This is a genomic window from Sporosarcina luteola (assembly GCF_023715535.1).
Classification (GTDB): Bacteria; Bacillota; Bacilli; order Bacillales_A; family Planococcaceae; genus Sporosarcina; species Sporosarcina luteola_B.
On sequence record NZ_JAMBOI010000001.1, the window covers coordinates 201,306 to 216,748 of the forward strand.

18 protein-coding genes are annotated in these 15,443 nt (G+C 46.5%); 4 read left to right on the top strand and 14 right to left on the bottom strand.

Annotation, left to right across the window (positions count from 1 at the left end):
• Positions 1-5 precede the first annotated feature (5 nt).
• The 4 genes from M3191_RS00845 to M3191_RS00860 form a co-directional block, all read right to left on the bottom strand.
• Positions 6-938, bottom strand: a complete 933-nt coding sequence (locus M3191_RS00845) for a pilus assembly protein TadG-related protein (RefSeq protein WP_251697560.1) — start codon at positions 936-938, stop codon at positions 6-8.
• Positions 939-1,319 carry a TadE/TadG family type IV pilus assembly protein gene (locus M3191_RS00850; RefSeq protein WP_251697561.1) on the bottom strand — a complete coding sequence of 127 codons (381 nt, stop codon included), beginning with the start codon at positions 1,317-1,319 and terminating at the stop codon, positions 939-941. It lies immediately after the preceding gene.
• On the bottom strand, positions 1,316-1,822 hold the full coding sequence (locus M3191_RS00855) for an A24 family peptidase (RefSeq protein ID WP_251697562.1): 507 nt from the start codon (positions 1,820-1,822) through the stop codon (positions 1,316-1,318). Before M3191_RS00855 ends, M3191_RS00850 begins: the two co-directional genes overlap by 4 nt.
• Before the next feature lie 63 nt (positions 1,823-1,885).
• Positions 1,886-2,032, bottom strand: a complete 147-nt coding sequence (locus M3191_RS00860) for a Flp family type IVb pilin (protein ID WP_435368129.1) — start codon at positions 2,030-2,032, stop codon at positions 1,886-1,888.
• A 197-nt stretch (positions 2,033-2,229) separates the two neighbouring features.
• Here M3191_RS00860 and M3191_RS18630 point away from each other — a divergent pair, with 197 nt between their 5' ends.
• The gene (locus tag M3191_RS18630) at positions 2,230-2,574 is read left to right on the top strand and encodes a DUF192 domain-containing protein (RefSeq protein WP_353056488.1); all 345 of its coding nucleotides are present in this window, start codon (positions 2,230-2,232) and stop codon (positions 2,572-2,574) included.
• 180 nt (positions 2,575-2,754) lie between these two features.
• Here M3191_RS18630 and M3191_RS00865 read toward each other — a convergent pair whose 3' ends face one another.
• Positions 2,755-3,678 (bottom strand): nucleoside hydrolase, encoded by a 924-nt coding sequence (locus M3191_RS00865; protein ID WP_251697563.1) that lies wholly within the window; start codon positions 3,676-3,678, stop codon positions 2,755-2,757.
• A gap of 281 nt (positions 3,679-3,959) precedes the next feature.
• Here M3191_RS00865 and M3191_RS00870 point away from each other — a divergent pair, with 281 nt between their 5' ends.
• The gene (locus tag M3191_RS00870) at positions 3,960-4,667 is read left to right on the top strand and encodes a DNA alkylation repair protein (RefSeq protein ID WP_251697564.1); all 708 of its coding nucleotides are present in this window, start codon (positions 3,960-3,962) and stop codon (positions 4,665-4,667) included.
• Between the two features lie 107 nt (positions 4,668-4,774).
• Here the strand turns inward: M3191_RS00870 and M3191_RS00875 are convergent, their stop codons facing one another.
• Complete coding sequence (locus tag M3191_RS00875) at positions 4,775-5,494, bottom strand: DUF6904 family protein (RefSeq protein ID WP_251697565.1); 720 nt, start codon at positions 5,492-5,494, stop codon at positions 4,775-4,777.
• Positions 5,495-5,825: 331 nt separating this feature from the next.
• Here M3191_RS00875 and M3191_RS00880 point away from each other — a divergent pair, with 331 nt between their 5' ends.
• Positions 5,826-6,197 carry a hypothetical protein gene (locus tag M3191_RS00880; RefSeq protein ID WP_251697566.1) on the top strand — a complete coding sequence of 124 codons (372 nt, stop codon included), beginning with the start codon at positions 5,826-5,828 and terminating at the stop codon, positions 6,195-6,197.
• A gap of 58 nt (positions 6,198-6,255) precedes the next feature.
• On the opposite strand, the gene M3191_RS00885 is transcribed toward M3191_RS00880, so the two are convergent.
• The 8 genes from M3191_RS00885 to M3191_RS00920 are packed head-to-tail and all read right to left on the bottom strand — an operon-like array spanning position 6,256 to position 13,442.
• Positions 6,256-6,894, bottom strand: coding sequence for a hypothetical protein (locus M3191_RS00885; protein ID WP_251697567.1), 639 nt, complete (start codon positions 6,892-6,894; stop codon positions 6,256-6,258).
• Positions 6,895-6,949: 55 nt separating this feature from the next.
• Positions 6,950-10,591 carry a multicopper oxidase domain-containing protein gene (locus M3191_RS00890; protein ID WP_251697568.1) on the bottom strand — a complete coding sequence of 1,214 codons (3,642 nt, stop codon included), beginning with the start codon at positions 10,589-10,591 and terminating at the stop codon, positions 6,950-6,952.
• A gap of 17 nt (positions 10,592-10,608) precedes the next feature.
• Positions 10,609-10,884 carry a hypothetical protein gene (locus tag M3191_RS00895; RefSeq protein ID WP_251697569.1) on the bottom strand — a complete coding sequence of 92 codons (276 nt, stop codon included), beginning with the start codon at positions 10,882-10,884 and terminating at the stop codon, positions 10,609-10,611.
• Between the two features lie 17 nt (positions 10,885-10,901).
• The gene (locus M3191_RS00900) at positions 10,902-11,192 is read right to left on the bottom strand and encodes a hypothetical protein (protein WP_251697570.1); all 291 of its coding nucleotides are present in this window, start codon (positions 11,190-11,192) and stop codon (positions 10,902-10,904) included.
• A gap of 3 nt (positions 11,193-11,195) precedes the next feature.
• Positions 11,196-11,951 (bottom strand): hypothetical protein, encoded by a 756-nt coding sequence (locus M3191_RS00905; protein ID WP_251697571.1) that lies wholly within the window; start codon positions 11,949-11,951, stop codon positions 11,196-11,198.
• Between the two features lie 18 nt (positions 11,952-11,969).
• The gene (locus M3191_RS00910) at positions 11,970-12,551 is read right to left on the bottom strand and encodes an SCO family protein (RefSeq protein WP_251697572.1); all 582 of its coding nucleotides are present in this window, start codon (positions 12,549-12,551) and stop codon (positions 11,970-11,972) included.
• A gap of 12 nt (positions 12,552-12,563) precedes the next feature.
• Entirely contained in the window at positions 12,564-13,016 is a 453-nt protein-coding gene (locus M3191_RS00915; protein ID WP_251697573.1) for a hypothetical protein, read from the bottom strand.
• 9 nt (positions 13,017-13,025) lie between these two features.
• Entirely contained in the window at positions 13,026-13,442 is a 417-nt protein-coding gene (locus M3191_RS00920; RefSeq protein WP_251697574.1) for a hypothetical protein, read from the bottom strand.
• A 178-nt stretch (positions 13,443-13,620) separates the two neighbouring features.
• On the opposite strand from M3191_RS00920, the gene M3191_RS00925 reads away from it, so the two are divergent.
• Positions 13,621-15,417 (top strand): PKD domain-containing protein, encoded by a 1,797-nt coding sequence (locus M3191_RS00925; protein ID WP_251697575.1) that lies wholly within the window; start codon positions 13,621-13,623, stop codon positions 15,415-15,417.
• The last annotated feature ends 26 nt before the right edge of the window (positions 15,418-15,443 follow it).

Consider the following 15,443-nt stretch of genomic DNA (forward strand, 5'->3'; position numbering starts at 1 on the left):
TTTTGTTATTTCACAAGCTTCACTCTATAAAGATTGGTCTCCGTTCCATTGTCATCAAAGATGCCTCCGGTTACGAAGTCCATGAAGCGGCCGGTTATTACATGATTGTTTTGGGTACCGACTTTTTCTAACCAGACTGCAGCAAATCCGCTAATTTTTACAATGTCTTTCCCTTTTGCGTCTTTGTAGGTTTCAATTAACGGAATAATAACAACCCGATTACAATCAAAATCAGCTGTTTCAAAGACTTTACAGTGCTGTTTATTCGCGTCCTGATCAATTCGATATTGAAAAGCTGGACGAGCAATTCCCCAGCTTAATCCCGGCTCGGTGAGTACTTCATCTCCAATTTTATATGTGGATTTACTACCATTTTTTATCGTTTCACCCATAGCCGACCCATTTCCTTCTAGAGCTAAAAAACCGTAATTACCCTTATTGCCATTGCCAGAACTAAAGTTCAAGTTATACTGATCGCCTGCTTGATAATCGCCTAATAAAGGGCCAACAGGAACAATCCCATCCTTCTTCACCAATGCCGAATGTACCAACTCAGCACGTGCAACGGCATAGATATCTGTATCTTCTATCCCAAGAATTCGTGCAAACGTCATTTTCTTATTGACCGTTTTCTCAATTTCGATCGCTTTGGCCTCTGTCTCCAATTCCGTATCTGCTATTGTAAATCCGTTTTTAGATGCAATATGCTTTGCGGTTACTTTTGCTTCATCCTGAGACACTAACAAACGCTGTGCCCCACCAAGTACAGCTGCATCCAATGCTTTTTGAAGCCGGCTTTTTTCGAAATAGATGGCACCTGCATCGACGACGAAGGCGGCGAAGCCGAGCAATGCAACAATGCTGAAGGCGACAAGTATTTTCGCGATGCCGCGCTCTTCTTTCACTGGAAACAGCAACGACTGTATTATTTTCTTCATTTATTCCACCCTCATTACTGTTTTGTTTTCCAGCTTAATTGGTCCAATCATAGTACTGATAAGCGGCGTCAATAGATCAATAGAATATGTCAACGTAATGGTGACTTCAATTCCGCTCGTACGACTCTCTTTAGATTTCGGGTCAATGTCTTTTTTCAATTTGCCTTGATTCAAGCTGCTCGTTGCCAGTTCAATCTTTTCATTGATTTTGCCATCCTCCGCCCCGACCGCCGCAACTCTGGCGGCTTCCCTACCGGCATGGTCGAGTGTCAAATACGCATGAAATACGCGCCCCAAATCGGTTATGCCGAATAATAAGATCAGCAATATGGGGAGGATGAGTGCGGTTTCGACTAACGCCTGCCCCCGTTGTGATTTCACATGTACGCCTCCATTACGAACGCCAATATTGCACCGATTGCGAGCGGGACTGCATAAGGAATGTATAGCGACTTGTACGATTGACCGAGTTTCTGAATGTCTTTGTTATTGTTGAATACGAGAGAGGAAGAAAGTGTATGTTGAATTGTAGAGCGGAGCCTTCTATTTTTCAGTAAAATGAAGAAAGAGATGATTCCTCCGATGGCTGCCCCGAAAAGGGTCGTGTACAATACGAAAACCGCCCCCTTCCATACGCCGACTGCGGCCAGCAATTTGACATCCCCTGCCCCGATCCCCCCCTTGATGAACGGGATGATCAACAGCCCAAGCCCGACCAGAAATCCAAGCCCACTCATGAGTAACCCGTCGAAACCGGATGTCACACCATGAAAAAGGAAACCTAATAAAATAGCAGGCAAAGTAACAACATTCAATATCTTTCGTTGACGTACATCGGTGACTACTGAAATAAGAAGGACAATTGCAATCATAATATTGGCCAAACGGAATTCTCCTTTCATGTGGAAAATAGCCCAACTGCAGTCGGGCTATTCTCTGAATTATCTTCAACCACCAGGAGGCGGTGTAGCTCCTATGTTATTTATTTCATCTAAAATTTGTTGGAATAGATCAGCCAATGCTGGACCTAAAAATACTAGCACCGCAATGACCGCAATCGCAATCAACCCCACCAATAACCCATACTCCGTCATCGCCTGACCGTCTTCCTCTTTCCAGAGTCTTTTGAACCAGTTCACGATTTTCCTCCTTCAATTTTCCTATTTCTTTTTTCCGTTCCACGTATCATATTAGGATTGAACATGCCCATGAAGGGCGAATGACCTAGCAACATTTTATTTATTGCTGAATCTTTACAATCCCCAAGGAATAAGCTAATTAAAAAGGAGGCTTGATTGTTATTTCCAAGACCGTTTTACTGCCATTCCAAATCATACGTGCGGATACTGTTTGGAAGAGATCTTTAGGACTTTTAAGTCACAAAGGGCCGCTAATTGATAAAGGACTTCTCCTTACACCTTGCAATTCCATCCATATGTTCTTTGTACGGCATCCGATTGATGTCGTTTTTCTCAACAAATCAAACCGCGTCATAAAAACAATATCCTACCTTAGACCATGGCGAGTCGTACCTCCTGTGAAAAACGCCCACTCCACACTCGAACTACCCCTCGGCACAGTAAAAGCAGAAAAAATCCGCGTCGGCGACACAATTCAAATGAACTTTTTAAACTAATTGTGCGAATTGTGTCGGTGCCTGTGCAAGGAGCATTTATGACAATTCAATAATCAGCATATATATGCAAAAAGAAGTCGAACAAAGGTTGATATGTTCGACTTCTTCTCTTTCAGATATGCAATTGTAGCGAATTTACTGATTAGTTTGTTGCACAGGCACCTCAATTGGCACCTCAATTTATGCACCCAACTTCTCATTCACTCTCTTAAAGGTCGCGATAAATTCACGTCTGAATTCCTCAACGTCAATGCCCAAGCATACATGCACATGTCCATCTTCGTTATAATGCGTAATCGTACACCCCGATGCCTCACCTTCCGTTACGACATTAACGGTTGCCCGTTTAGTTGTAAATAGTTCCGGTCTCGTCAAATAAATAATGGTGCACAAATCATGAATCGTAATATCGTTCTCGGTCGATGATGGACTGTCGTAGTGAGCTAGCAATTGGCTGACCATCTCTCCCACTTTACCGTAGCCCTCTATTTCCTTTATATCGTCTGTTGAAATACGTGTTTGCAGCGTCGCATCCAAACCACACATGACAATTTTAATTTGCTCATCAAAAACAATCTTCGCCGCATGAGGATCCACGAACATATTAAATTCAGCAACTGGCGTCCTGTTGCCACCTTTAACCGCTCCGCCCATGAGGACAATCTCTTTAATATTGTTTTTTACTTCGGGATACATTTTAAATAACAATGCAATATTCGTTAGAGGCCCAATCGGCACAAGCGTGATCGGTTCGTTTGAATTAAGAATGGCATCCCTTAACTCCTCAACTGCATGTTTACTTGAAAGCAGCGCACAATTCTCTTTTACTTCGAATTGGTAGCCGCCGACTCCACTTTCACCATGAACTTTAGCGGCAGATACTAATTTATTCAGCAACGGTTGATCCGCGCCTTTCGCAACCGGTGTATCTATCCCTAAGAAATTTACCAAGTTCACAGCATTAGTTGTCGTATTTTCAATTCCAACATTGCCCCCGACCGTCGTAATTAATTTCACATCGAGTTCCTCTGCAAATAATGCTGCAGTAATCGCAATCACGTCATCTATTCCCGGATCAGTATCGATAATAATAGGTGTTTTCATAAGATCATTCCTCATTTCTGTAATTTGAACAAATAAATTGTACTTTCATTATAAGAGAAGGTTGAAAAAACATCACAATTCGCGAGCGGGTTTTTGTGTTGAAAACTGATTTTGTTTCATTGCGATGGGGTTTCGTTTTGATTCGAGTAGATTTGGTTGTGTTGCAAGTCTGCATTGTTGTGATGCGAATGTATTTGGTTTTGTTGTGAACTTGGTTCGTCGTCACACGAGCGGTATAATGGTTAGAAGATAAGATGAATTCTAGAAGGAAGTGCCAAACAATGAACTTAGAATCAGTCATGCAACAACTCGAATCGCTCGGCAAAGAACGAACAAAGAAAATATACATCTCGAACGGCGCGCATGAACCGCTTTTCGGCGTCGCAACGGGTGCGATGAAGCCGATCGCTAAAAAAATCGGCATAGACCAAGCTTTAGCGGAAGAGCTTTACGCGACTGGGAACTACGACGCCATGTACTTCGCAGGCATCATTGCAGATCCGAAAGCAATGACTGCGGCGGATTTTGACCGGTGGATGGATTCTGCGTATTTTTATATGCTTTCCGATTATGTCGTGGCCGTCACATTGGCCGAAGCGGATATTGCACAGGAAGTTGCCGATAAGTGGATCGCAAGCGGTGAGGAATTGAGGATGTCTGCGGGCTGGAGCTGTTATTGCTGGCTTTTAGGGAACCGCCCGGACGTTGAATTTTCCGAGGACAAGCTTGCCGGTATGCTGGAAACCGTGAAAAACACAATTCACACTGCACCGGAACGCACAAAGTCCGCTATGAACACCTTCATGTACACTATCGGCTACTCCTATTTGCCGCTCCATGAACTAGCGGTCGAAACAGCTAAAGCAGTTGGCCCAGTCGAAATGAAACGGGATAATAAAAAACCCGCCATCCTCAACGCTTATGAAAACATCCAAAAAGAAATAGAAAGAGGAAGAATCGGTTTCAAACGCAAATATGTAAGATGTTAATTGTAGGGATCAATGTGGGTGCAAGGTGTATCTAGGAACACTCAAACCAACGCGTGAAAAAGGGAAGCCGGTTAACTACTTGACCAACTTCCCCCACCCCAACATCTTCACCACTCAAACTCTTCAGGATAGCTCCCGGGATATTCAATAGTGCTTAAAGATACCCCTTCTTGCATGGCCAACATCTCTATCCGCCCCTTGATTTTCACGTACTTGGAGTCTCTATTGGCCACTCGTTTGGCAGCAATGCTAACATGAGCCAGCCGCTTATCTTTATCCATTTTCAAAAATTCAATGTTAAGGTAATCAATGTATTGAGTGACATAATTCTCGTAATATCCAATGTAATTAGGAGTCAAAGACCCCTTTAATAACCGAAATTTATGTTCGCCGACTGTATTCTCAAGGCATTCACCAATTACTGATTGAAATTGGCGGATTCGTGCAGGTGTGGAGTCCCAGAAATGCTGCCTGTGCTTCGCTGACAGCTCAATGAAATCATTCAACACAAACCCTAGAAACAGCAAATCCGGCCAGGTTACGCGGACTTGGAAGTACACATTATTCCTCGTAGAATCGACTGGGAGTACACTCATATTTCCCCGTTCCTGAAAAATCGGCACAAGAATCACTTCTCTATCTCCCATTGCCGCTTTATACAATTCATCACACAGACCCAGGATACGAAGTCGCACATGCTCATAACCTGGATATTCCCCCTCTTCCCCGACAACCAGATTGATCGCTTCATTCAAAGAAGCAAGATCGTTTTGATCACCTGAAAGATAGACCCCTGCGTAATTCGGTGTATTCTCCAACCATATCATCTACAATTCTCCCCTTAGCACTCTAAGTTGTAGATATATAGTACCATTCCCGGCAATGCAGGTCTATAAACTATCTCTCCGCGATGCCTGTGCAAGGCACCGTTTATTCTGTTGCAAGCCGTCTTGATTGTGTTGCAAAACGGTTGTTGTGTTGCATGCTGACTGATTGTGTTGCGAAACGACTTCGTTGCGTTGCATGCAGTTTGATGTGCTAGGCCATTGATCCAATATGGATGAATGCCTTTTTGTTGTAGTTGCCTATAGGTTGACCAACCAAGGGCTTTCCCTATTACGACATATAGTATAGGTGAAGCCGTAGGGAGGTTATCGTATGAGTTCACAGTATTGTGGTTGTTGTCGGAAGAGTGGCAGCCGCCACTTCAGTGTCAGATTGGCCGGTTTGCAAGACGGGCTTCTTTACAGGCTCCACCAATTGTTATGGGATGAAGCGCAATTCAAGCTGATGGACGGCACTGAAGTGAAAGGGACAATCGTCTCAGTCGGGGCAAATTTTGTTGAAGTTCTCCTAGTAGACACCATTTCTAAGGAATACGAGACAACCCTCGCCTTAGATCAGGGCATCTTAGTGGAGTCGGCAACCGAAGAGCGGGAGCATCCAATCGGACGATCTTGGATTTTTTCCATCGACAAAATCGCGCACGTGGAGGCTTCCGGTGAGAAGTCGCCCTGTCCTAGCCAATAACGACCCAATTAGAAAGAAGTCAGCTAACGTAGAACAAGCTGACTTCTGTTTTTATTAACTACACATGAATAAGACAGATTCGACTCATCGGGATTTCGATTTCCTTTTCATCCACGTTTAGACAGATCGTTTCCTTGTTTACCTGCAGTAACCCCCCAAAAAACGTTGAATCTAACGTCACGACTTGAAGTGAACGTGATTCCAGTGTCAATAAATAGACATCAAGCCGCATTCTAAAAAACAGATGGATCAATTCAGGTGACGAAGCTACCTTCTCGCCGAATCGATAGGTCAGTTCCTGCTGACAACCCGGGGAGGCGTCCTTTAGTTTGGGATCGGGAAGAGGTTCGGCATATCGACCGGCGGGCTTGATCTTTTCGATTTGTACATACGGTAAAATGAAAGTACCTTCCTTTGCTTGGAGTACGACAAAATCGAACCCGGCGAGTGTCACCCTTCCTACGACAGGCTTTCCAGCTCGAATCGGAATTTCAACGGATAGGCCAATTAATCCATCAAACATTTTTTGATACGTTTCATTCGCTGATCGATCATCCGATAGAGCCAAATCGAGTAATAAGTTATTGGCGTCATAGATTTTTTCAAGAAGCTCAGGAGGCAGGTTATCCGTCGGGGAAGGCAGTTGAGGGTTCAAGGGAGTTTCCGGACATCGCTTCCGATCATCTTCATTTTTCATGTTGCATACCTCCTTTCTATGTAGAAAAAGAGAAGAGAAAATCGTTCTCCTCTCCCTATTGCTCCAAAGGCCGCAGTTCAGCAATCGGTTTATCGTGGACCCGCAAAATGCCCCACATGCCTTGTTCGATATCCCATCGGATATTCCCGGATCGGTACAAATAGTCCCCCGGGAACTTCCCATAGGCCCCTGCTCCCCCAAGCAACTCCAAGTTCTTCACCGCTCCCGCGACATGAAATCCGACAAAGGCTTCCGTCCGCGACTCGATGTCTTTCGTATCAAATCGCCAACGATGTCCATGCAAATGGAAAGAATGCGCTCTTCTTCTTTCAGCCGGCGTCACGAGCCGGATGGTTACGGGATCGCCTGCATAACTTTCAAAAACGGGAGTCGCCGGATCCCCGAACACTTTGGAACTGAATAACTCATGCAGCTTCGGATGTTTCCGATAACGATTGATTAATCGTTCGCTTCGATAATTTATCCCCCGTGAACCTTGGTCGTACGTATCAAGTAAATCTTCGTCCATCTCTGGCGGCGGGACGAGAATTCCGTCAACCGGGTCAAAGATGACCTGCCCTTGCTTATCGTACAACCGCACCCCATCATGCATAATGACGACAAACTCCCGCATATCGGCCAAGAAAGGGTTCCGGAGCACAACATTCGCTCCCGATGCAACGGGTTGCAACGTATACGGATCAACATACTCCGTTCCTCTCGGCTCTGCGATGAATGCACCAAACGCTCCGTGTGATTTATGGTTCCGGATATCCGCCATATCCCATAGCCCACAAGCGCCCACTTGGGTATCCACCACCCAACGATACGTCCGTTTCTCCCCTAGTCCTACCGTTTGGTCGCCATTGAATCCGACGGTTTCCCCGGCAGACGTTTTGACATCGTATTGAATCAATTGAGGATGCAGGGAAATGCGTAAAGACGGCGGGTAATACGCTTGTTCTTTAACAACAGGATATGGATAGATCCCATCTAGAAACGGAAACTTCTCCGACTCCAACTCGCTCGTCAATGTCACTTCCACGGTATCCCCTACATTCGCCCGGATAATGAGAGGCTCCGGCTTTTTCGTACCATTTACAATGGCCTCTTGATCTTCTCGTAAGGCGAAAATGATGCCATGCGGATCATGGTCCCCAAAGTCGTTATATGTCAGCTTCGTATGGAAAGCGACGACGTCAAAATAGCGGACCGGCCCCTCCACAGGGAGGATAGTTGGATCTTCTGCTTGCGGCGGCTTGTCACCCGTGAATTCCGGCAACGGTTTGGAACGCTTTAATGGCTCGGGCCGGTCGGATAATGATATTAAATCCGGCACTTTCTCATCATATGCCCGGATCAGCCCCCAAAGCCCGTTCCATAAATCCTCCTCCGTTTCAAACGCCCATAAATAGTCGCCCGCTCTTTCGATATACGTCTCCATCGTAAACGATTCCGAGATTCCGATATGCTGCTGTTCTTTCAACGACGAGTTCAGACTGCCCCGCTCTTTATGCCATCTCAGTCCGTGCACGTTGAAGCTATGGGACTCTTCTTGCGAGCCTTGCAACAGCCGGATCCGGATTGGATCCCCTTCATACGCCCTCAAAATAGGGGTAACGGGGTCTTCATTTGTATAAGAGCTGAACGTATAAGCGGGATCGCAATCTTTCCCTAACCTGAATTGCAACGGTTCGTTCTTATAATTCACGCCGAATAAACCCGGATCGTCATCGGAACTCGGAAACTTTGGCGGTTGCAGCGGTTTTCCGTTTTTATCAAACAATAAAGTGAAATCCTGTACAAATAATGCAAAGTCCCGGTAATCCGGAATCAATGGATTCTTTGACGTAATTTGTGTTCCATGCACGACAGGCTCTCCTGTCCGCGAGTCGAGGAATTCCGTAAAGCGGGGGTGGACGACGCCAGAGCCGAATACACCATGCTGTTGATGGGCATTCGGATAGAGGTGATCATGGAAAAACCACGCTTTCAATTCGGACTCGGCATAATAGCAGTACTGGATCGTCTCACCCGGCAATACGGAGGAATCATAGTTCCAGCCTACGTTCGCCCCATCGTTCACTAACACATCGAATTTGACAAAATGGATATGAAAACCCGTTTCATATGCCCGGGTGACAAATTGAAAGGCATCCCCGTCCAAAATATGCGGCAAACGGTTTGTATAATTGATTGTAAAAGCCGTATGGGCAGGCGTATGAATGACGAGCGGCTCCGGCTCTTTCCTCCCTGCACAAATATCTTCCAAGTCTTCATCCAGCACATATATTCTTCCTTTAGGATCATGCCATCCTTGCTTATTGTACGTAATGGGCAGCTCGATCAACGAGATGTTAAATTCCCGGATGGGTGCGTCTTCGGGGCAAGGATCCGTAAAGACGGCTCCAGGTCTTGGTTTCACGATCGCAGCATGCCGCTCCAACTCTGTCAACCCCCGCCCCCCTACAATGCCAAGCGGTGGACGGGGTGCTTTATAGCCCACCTTGCCGGGAATGAAATTCGGAAACCCCGGTCTTTCGGCTGTCGGCTTAGGCGGCGCTTTCCGGTCTGGCAACGGGTGCAGCGGCTTGATCGGAACGCCATTCGGATAGCACTGGCTTCCATCTTGAAGCGTATTAAAAACCCGGTTCAGTCCCCACATGCCCGCCGCAAAATGCGGGTATAAGTGGCAATGGATAACCGAATCACCGAAAGAACCCTGCAAGCTGCCTAATCCATAAAGCGGTTCCACTGTATAATGGGTTTGCGGACTGATCGATTGAGCATCAATAATCTCTGATTCCAGATCATCGGGATCGCTCAGCCATTGATGCACATGGTAATGAAAAACATGCGTTTCCTTGAGCCCCCCGTGAACGACCCGGACTTTTGCGGGATCTCCGACATAGCCGCGTAAAATTGGGGTCGAAGGGTCTCCGTACACCCATGAATCATGGTGGACTTCCTCCCCTTCACAATTGGGGCAGACGACCCCTTCGGCAATCAACTGCTGCCGTCTGTTAATCGGTTCAAACCGATAATTGGCACCGTGGAACGAACTTTCTTCTTGGTTCGTCAAATGATGGATCGGCCGATTCCCGGTCAGATCATCCACTTCCATTTCATCATGGAAGACCCATGCATACTCGCGGAACGACGGCAAAATAGGATGATGGATATCCGCGAACACCCCGCTATTCATCGGCTTCCCCGTCTCTGGATCCGTCCACCACGAAAAACGCCGTTCAACAAACAGAGCCCCGAATAATCCATTTCCATTCGAGCCGTTCTCGCTGCTGGAAGGATGGCCCAGATCCGAAAAGAAATAGATTCCCTCTTTCACAACGTTTATCCGATACACATATGATCCGCCAGGCGGCACCGTACTATCTTCATTCAACCCGACGTTTGCGCCATCCGCAGTCCGGACATCATACTCTGCTTGCTGGAAATGAAGCCCTGCATGGAACGGCAATTTATTCTCAAGCAGGATTTCCACCGTATCCCCTTCATTCGCCCGAATGATGAGAGGCTGTACGAGATGTACCGGCATGAACGGATTTTCCTTCACCGACTGCTTCACTTTTTCTTCGTTCTCTTTCAACACATACATCATTCCGTTCGGATTATGGTCGCCGAACGTGTTCAAGACGATCCGAATCGGAATAGCGACTACGTGATACTTTCTAAGCATTGACAACCCCCTCTTTTCTAGCTGTCTTTCAGATGAGGAATCTTGGCACCAATCCCTGTTTCAATATAAAAGACTTCAATGGAATGGATATGCACCGACCATTCCTTTCCCTCCAATGCGGGGACGGATGTCGTCTCCACATCCAAAACGACCATGTCTTCAACAAGCGACTTGATTTTCCCAATGAACATAAAAGGAAACGCCTCGGTTAACATAAATGCTCGGCGCCCGATATTCTTCCGGAAATAATGGATAATCCCTTCCTCTTTTTTGTCATTGAATGATTGAACCAAATATCATCCCTCCTCGCTCATGTTAGTGGAAATGCCATATCACTCGGCACATCGGTTGAATACGAGACGATCTGCTCAAGGGGAATGCTTAACGGAAAAGGAAACCGATAAAACGGCGCATTCACCATTTTTATAATGACGGGTGTTAACGTTATATGGCCCAGTTGGACATCTGACACCGTCCCAGAAAAAATGGGCCGGAACACTTGACCTAATAAATTCAATTGTGTCGCTTTCGTAATGACGAGCAGCTCTTCCCCTTTTAACATTTCTAACTTCCCATGCAAGTCTTCTTCTTTCAGTCCCATCCACTACGCCCTCCATCCCTTTATTCTATGGCTACAGGCAGTGAAGACTTGTTTCCCGAACCGTTTCCATAGAGAAACGGACCCGATCGTTGTTATGAATCGAATTTCACTTAACGGGATTTGGTGTTCACTGCTCATTCGTTGTAAAACGCATTCCGTTTTGGAAGCGCCTTTCAATTTCCCGAAGAATGAACATTCTACTGTGTTGACCTCTATCCAGACACCATTCCAAGTCGAAAGATTCGTATGGAGCGTTTCCTCAAAAAATTGGCGAACCAATGCATCTTTTGCAGCTACAGTCTCCCCGAAACGCAATACAAGCTTTTGCTGAAGTTGATTGTCATAGATATGGTGTTGATGCGGGGTTGAATAGGTAGGAAATCCAAAGGGGATGGTAGCGGAGTCGATGGCTTCGTACGGAATCCAAGTCCTCTTTTTCAAATCGGTCACCATAACAAAATCTCTGCCGATTGTGGCAACATTCCCCACGGTAGTGATCGTTTCATTTTGATTGATCGATGAAATAATGCTAACTTGCTGATGCCGTTTCATTTTAAAAAACTGTTTTAACAGAAGGGTTTTCCGTCGGGATTCGTCTCGGCGAATGACATGGAATAGATTTTTCTGTTGGATATATTCTGTGAGAATCCGGGTTTCCTCCGCTGAAACAGCGCTCGTTGGTGATGAATACGGTGGAAAGCGTGGCTTGTTGGACTCCGGATGCTCGCCTGTCGCCAACTCACTGAACTCTTTGGACATGCTGGATACCCCCTTCCCTTATTTGATGAACTGCTCCAATTGGTCGGCAATTTCCTCGACATTCACCCGTTTCGTTCCAACGGCCATGTTATGAAGCGATCGGATACGGTCCTCTGGATCGACGATATACATCGAAGTGGAATGGGTGACAAACCCTTCGGCATTTTTCGTATATGTGAAATGAAAGCTTTGCGTAAATTGCTTCGTCTCTTCTTCCGTACCTCTTATAAACAACCAATTGGGGCCCGTTATCCCCATATTTTCTGCATACTGACGTATTCGTTCCTCCGTATCAAATTCCGGGTCCAGCGTAACGGCCACGATGATGTACTCATCGTCCGCAATTCCTTTTTTCTGCATCTCCCCCTGGAGTTCTTGTAATTCAATAAAAGTCATCGGGCAGACATCCGGACAATTGGTAAAGAAAAAGGTCACGAGCTTCGGCTTATCTTGCTGTGACACCTCTTTTCCATTCACCTCGGTAAATGGCCATTCTTCCACAGTTCCGATTTGCGGGAGTTCAAGCGCGCGGGGCCAAAACAAGTAGAACGCAGCCAATCCAAGAGTGAGGACAACGATACCCCATACGATTTTCAGCAACTTCATCCCTTCCTATTTTGTCAGCGATTTGCGTATGAAATGATGGACAAGCGTATGGAGCGCGGCGCAAAAAAGGACGAGGCTCACTAGATTAGAGGTAAAGGATGCTTCCGTAATCGGGATATTGCAAATCGCCGGGTTTTGAAGGACAGCGCCAAACATCATGCCCATTATGCCACCGAGAGCGCCGTTATACATTCCGTTCAAAGAGGCAGGGGCTTTCATGAATGAACCGAATTTCCACCCAATCCAAAGTCCTGCACAGGAAGGAAGAAAATACGTAACGGGGTGAAGCGGGAGAAGCAATTGCAGATAAAGGGCGATGACGAAGGAAGAAATCGAGGACAGCGCCATGCACATTGTCTTCGTGTACCGATCGTCAAAAAGGGTTTGCTTCTTCCGGAATACCCTGTAAATATAAACCATCTCGCCGACATTCCACAGAAGTAAAACGAGTATGAGCAACAAGTAGCCTCACGACCTTATAACAGAACTCAAAATCATAACCATGCTCATAGCGAATAAAATGTGGAGGCCCAAAACGAATCTCCCGGGCATCTCGACAACAGTCCCGATCATCGGTGCCATTAATCCGACAACGGCCCCATTTGTCAGGCCCGCCACAAACGTCTCATGATCAAAAAGTTTGCCGAATACGGCCCCTGATCCCATTCCAATCAAGGCGGAGAGCATTGTAATATACGTGAAATGGAAAGGAAATTGAAGAATGAACAGAACACCCGAAAGCATTGCAATCATTCCACCCATCACCATGCTTATATTCATCCCCAATTGAAAACCGATCCGCTTTTTGATTTTCCGTACATACAAATAAAAGATGAGAAACAAGCAACTATCCACATAGATGAACAGCCAAATGGGTATATCCAAGACCTCACCTCTGCTTACGTTATGACAATTTGTTTCCAAATGAAACTAGTCCTAGTGAAATGACCCTATAAAAGAAGGCGCACTGATTCAATTGTCCCACCTCTGCAAAAGTCTTGGGCATATAGTAGATTCAGGGGATGTGGTTTCCCTTAGTTATCATTTTATTAGGAGAGATGTTATGAGACTTGGCCCCATCAATCCGTTTGATGGTTTTCCAATTTGGTATAAGGATGAAAATGGCTTGCGCCTCCAATTGAACGTCGACCCGACTGATCCATTCTCCGGCATTGCATCTGCTGATCTACCAGCCCCTACACAACCTGTATCTTTTCCCGACAACTATCCGGATGAAGCTTTTTATCTACAGGCAGAAGCGGAAATGACAACCGGCACGGGAGAAAGGGCGAGACTCGTATTGGCGCTGGAGGCTGCATTTGTGAATGAAGTGCCAAGGATGAATGAACAAATCGTATTTGCGAGAGTCCGTGTGCGTGTTGACGGTTTACAAGCGAATGCACAATACACCGTCACGCACCCGTATGGAGTTGACACGTTTATAGCGGAGGCGGATCCACGTAATCCAACAGTCGGAGAGATCAATTTCACGGAAGACTTTGGGGGAATGAACGGCGGAGATTTTGACGTTGTATTGAATAGCCGTGTCCAACCTTTTATACAATGGGATCCGGCTGTCGCACCAGCCGCCCCTGCAGGATACATCGGTGATCCGAACGTACTTCACCCCATTATCGGAAGTCCTTTTGTCGATCCGACCGGCCATCCACAAAACTATTTCCGCATTGAAGGTCCCGGCATCGGCATCGGCTCGCCAGATCGTACCACCACACCAGGGTTTGATCCGGACCACTGCATTGAGACGAGAAATTTCAGTCTGTTAGGTAAAATCTCCACAATTTCCGGTGTCGATGTCCCAAGGGCAACGTACACCCAAAACGCTGATGATGTTGGAGTTGTTGATGTGTTTGCTACTTCCGACGATACGGATCAATCGATACAAGTGACGGGCACAGGGCTTGACCCTACCGTATTAGCAGGAAGCAATGGACAGTATTTTGCCCGAGTCCAATTTACAGGAAACCGTCCACCTAGTTTGATTACCGTTACAAATGTGAGCGATGAGCCGGACAGTCGTAAAGATGTGGCACCCGTCGACTTCATTACAGCTTCTGCAAACTTCGATATCGATTCGCAGAACCTGACGATCGAAGCAGTTTCCAGTGACGTAGTCGGAACGCCGACATTATCCGCAGCAGACTTTGGACACGGCGAGCTCGTCATTCCATCGACCGGGCTTTCAATGAACCTTCCATCTCCCCCCGCCACTGTGAAAATTCACTCTACCGCTGGTGGAAGTCGAACAATCCCGGTAACCGTGAATGGTACCCCGTCTCCTCCAGCCCCAATTGCAGCAAACGCCGGGGATGATGCGACTGTGCTATTCGGCGCAACGGTGACACTGAACGGTACCGGATCGACCGGAACAATCATTTCATTTCATTGGACCCAACTGGCAGGTACACCCGTTGCATTACGAGACGAAGATACGTTAACCCCCTCTTTCATAGCTCCTAACACAACAGAAACGCTGACCTTTCAATTAGCCGTCACTGGTGAAGAAGGTACCTCTACCGATGAAGTACACATCCATGTGATCGATTCCACCCCGACACCTACAGGTACTATAACGGTCACCCGGGCAGAATTCCGGACACGGGATGCAGAATGGCGCCTGACCGGGACATCGGATGTGCTGGGCAGTGGCGCTGCCATTTCAATCTTCATCGGAAATGAAGCAGCAGGTATCCTTCTTGCTCAAGTGCCAGTCGACGCACTTGGCGAATGGGAATATCGCGTCGAAGGGTCTACCATACCACCTGATGAAACAAGGGCAATCTCCATCTATTCCAGCTCGGGGAGCACACTTCTATCTGCACCAATTACCATCCGCAGATGAATGCCCTATAAGAAACATACCAGTGA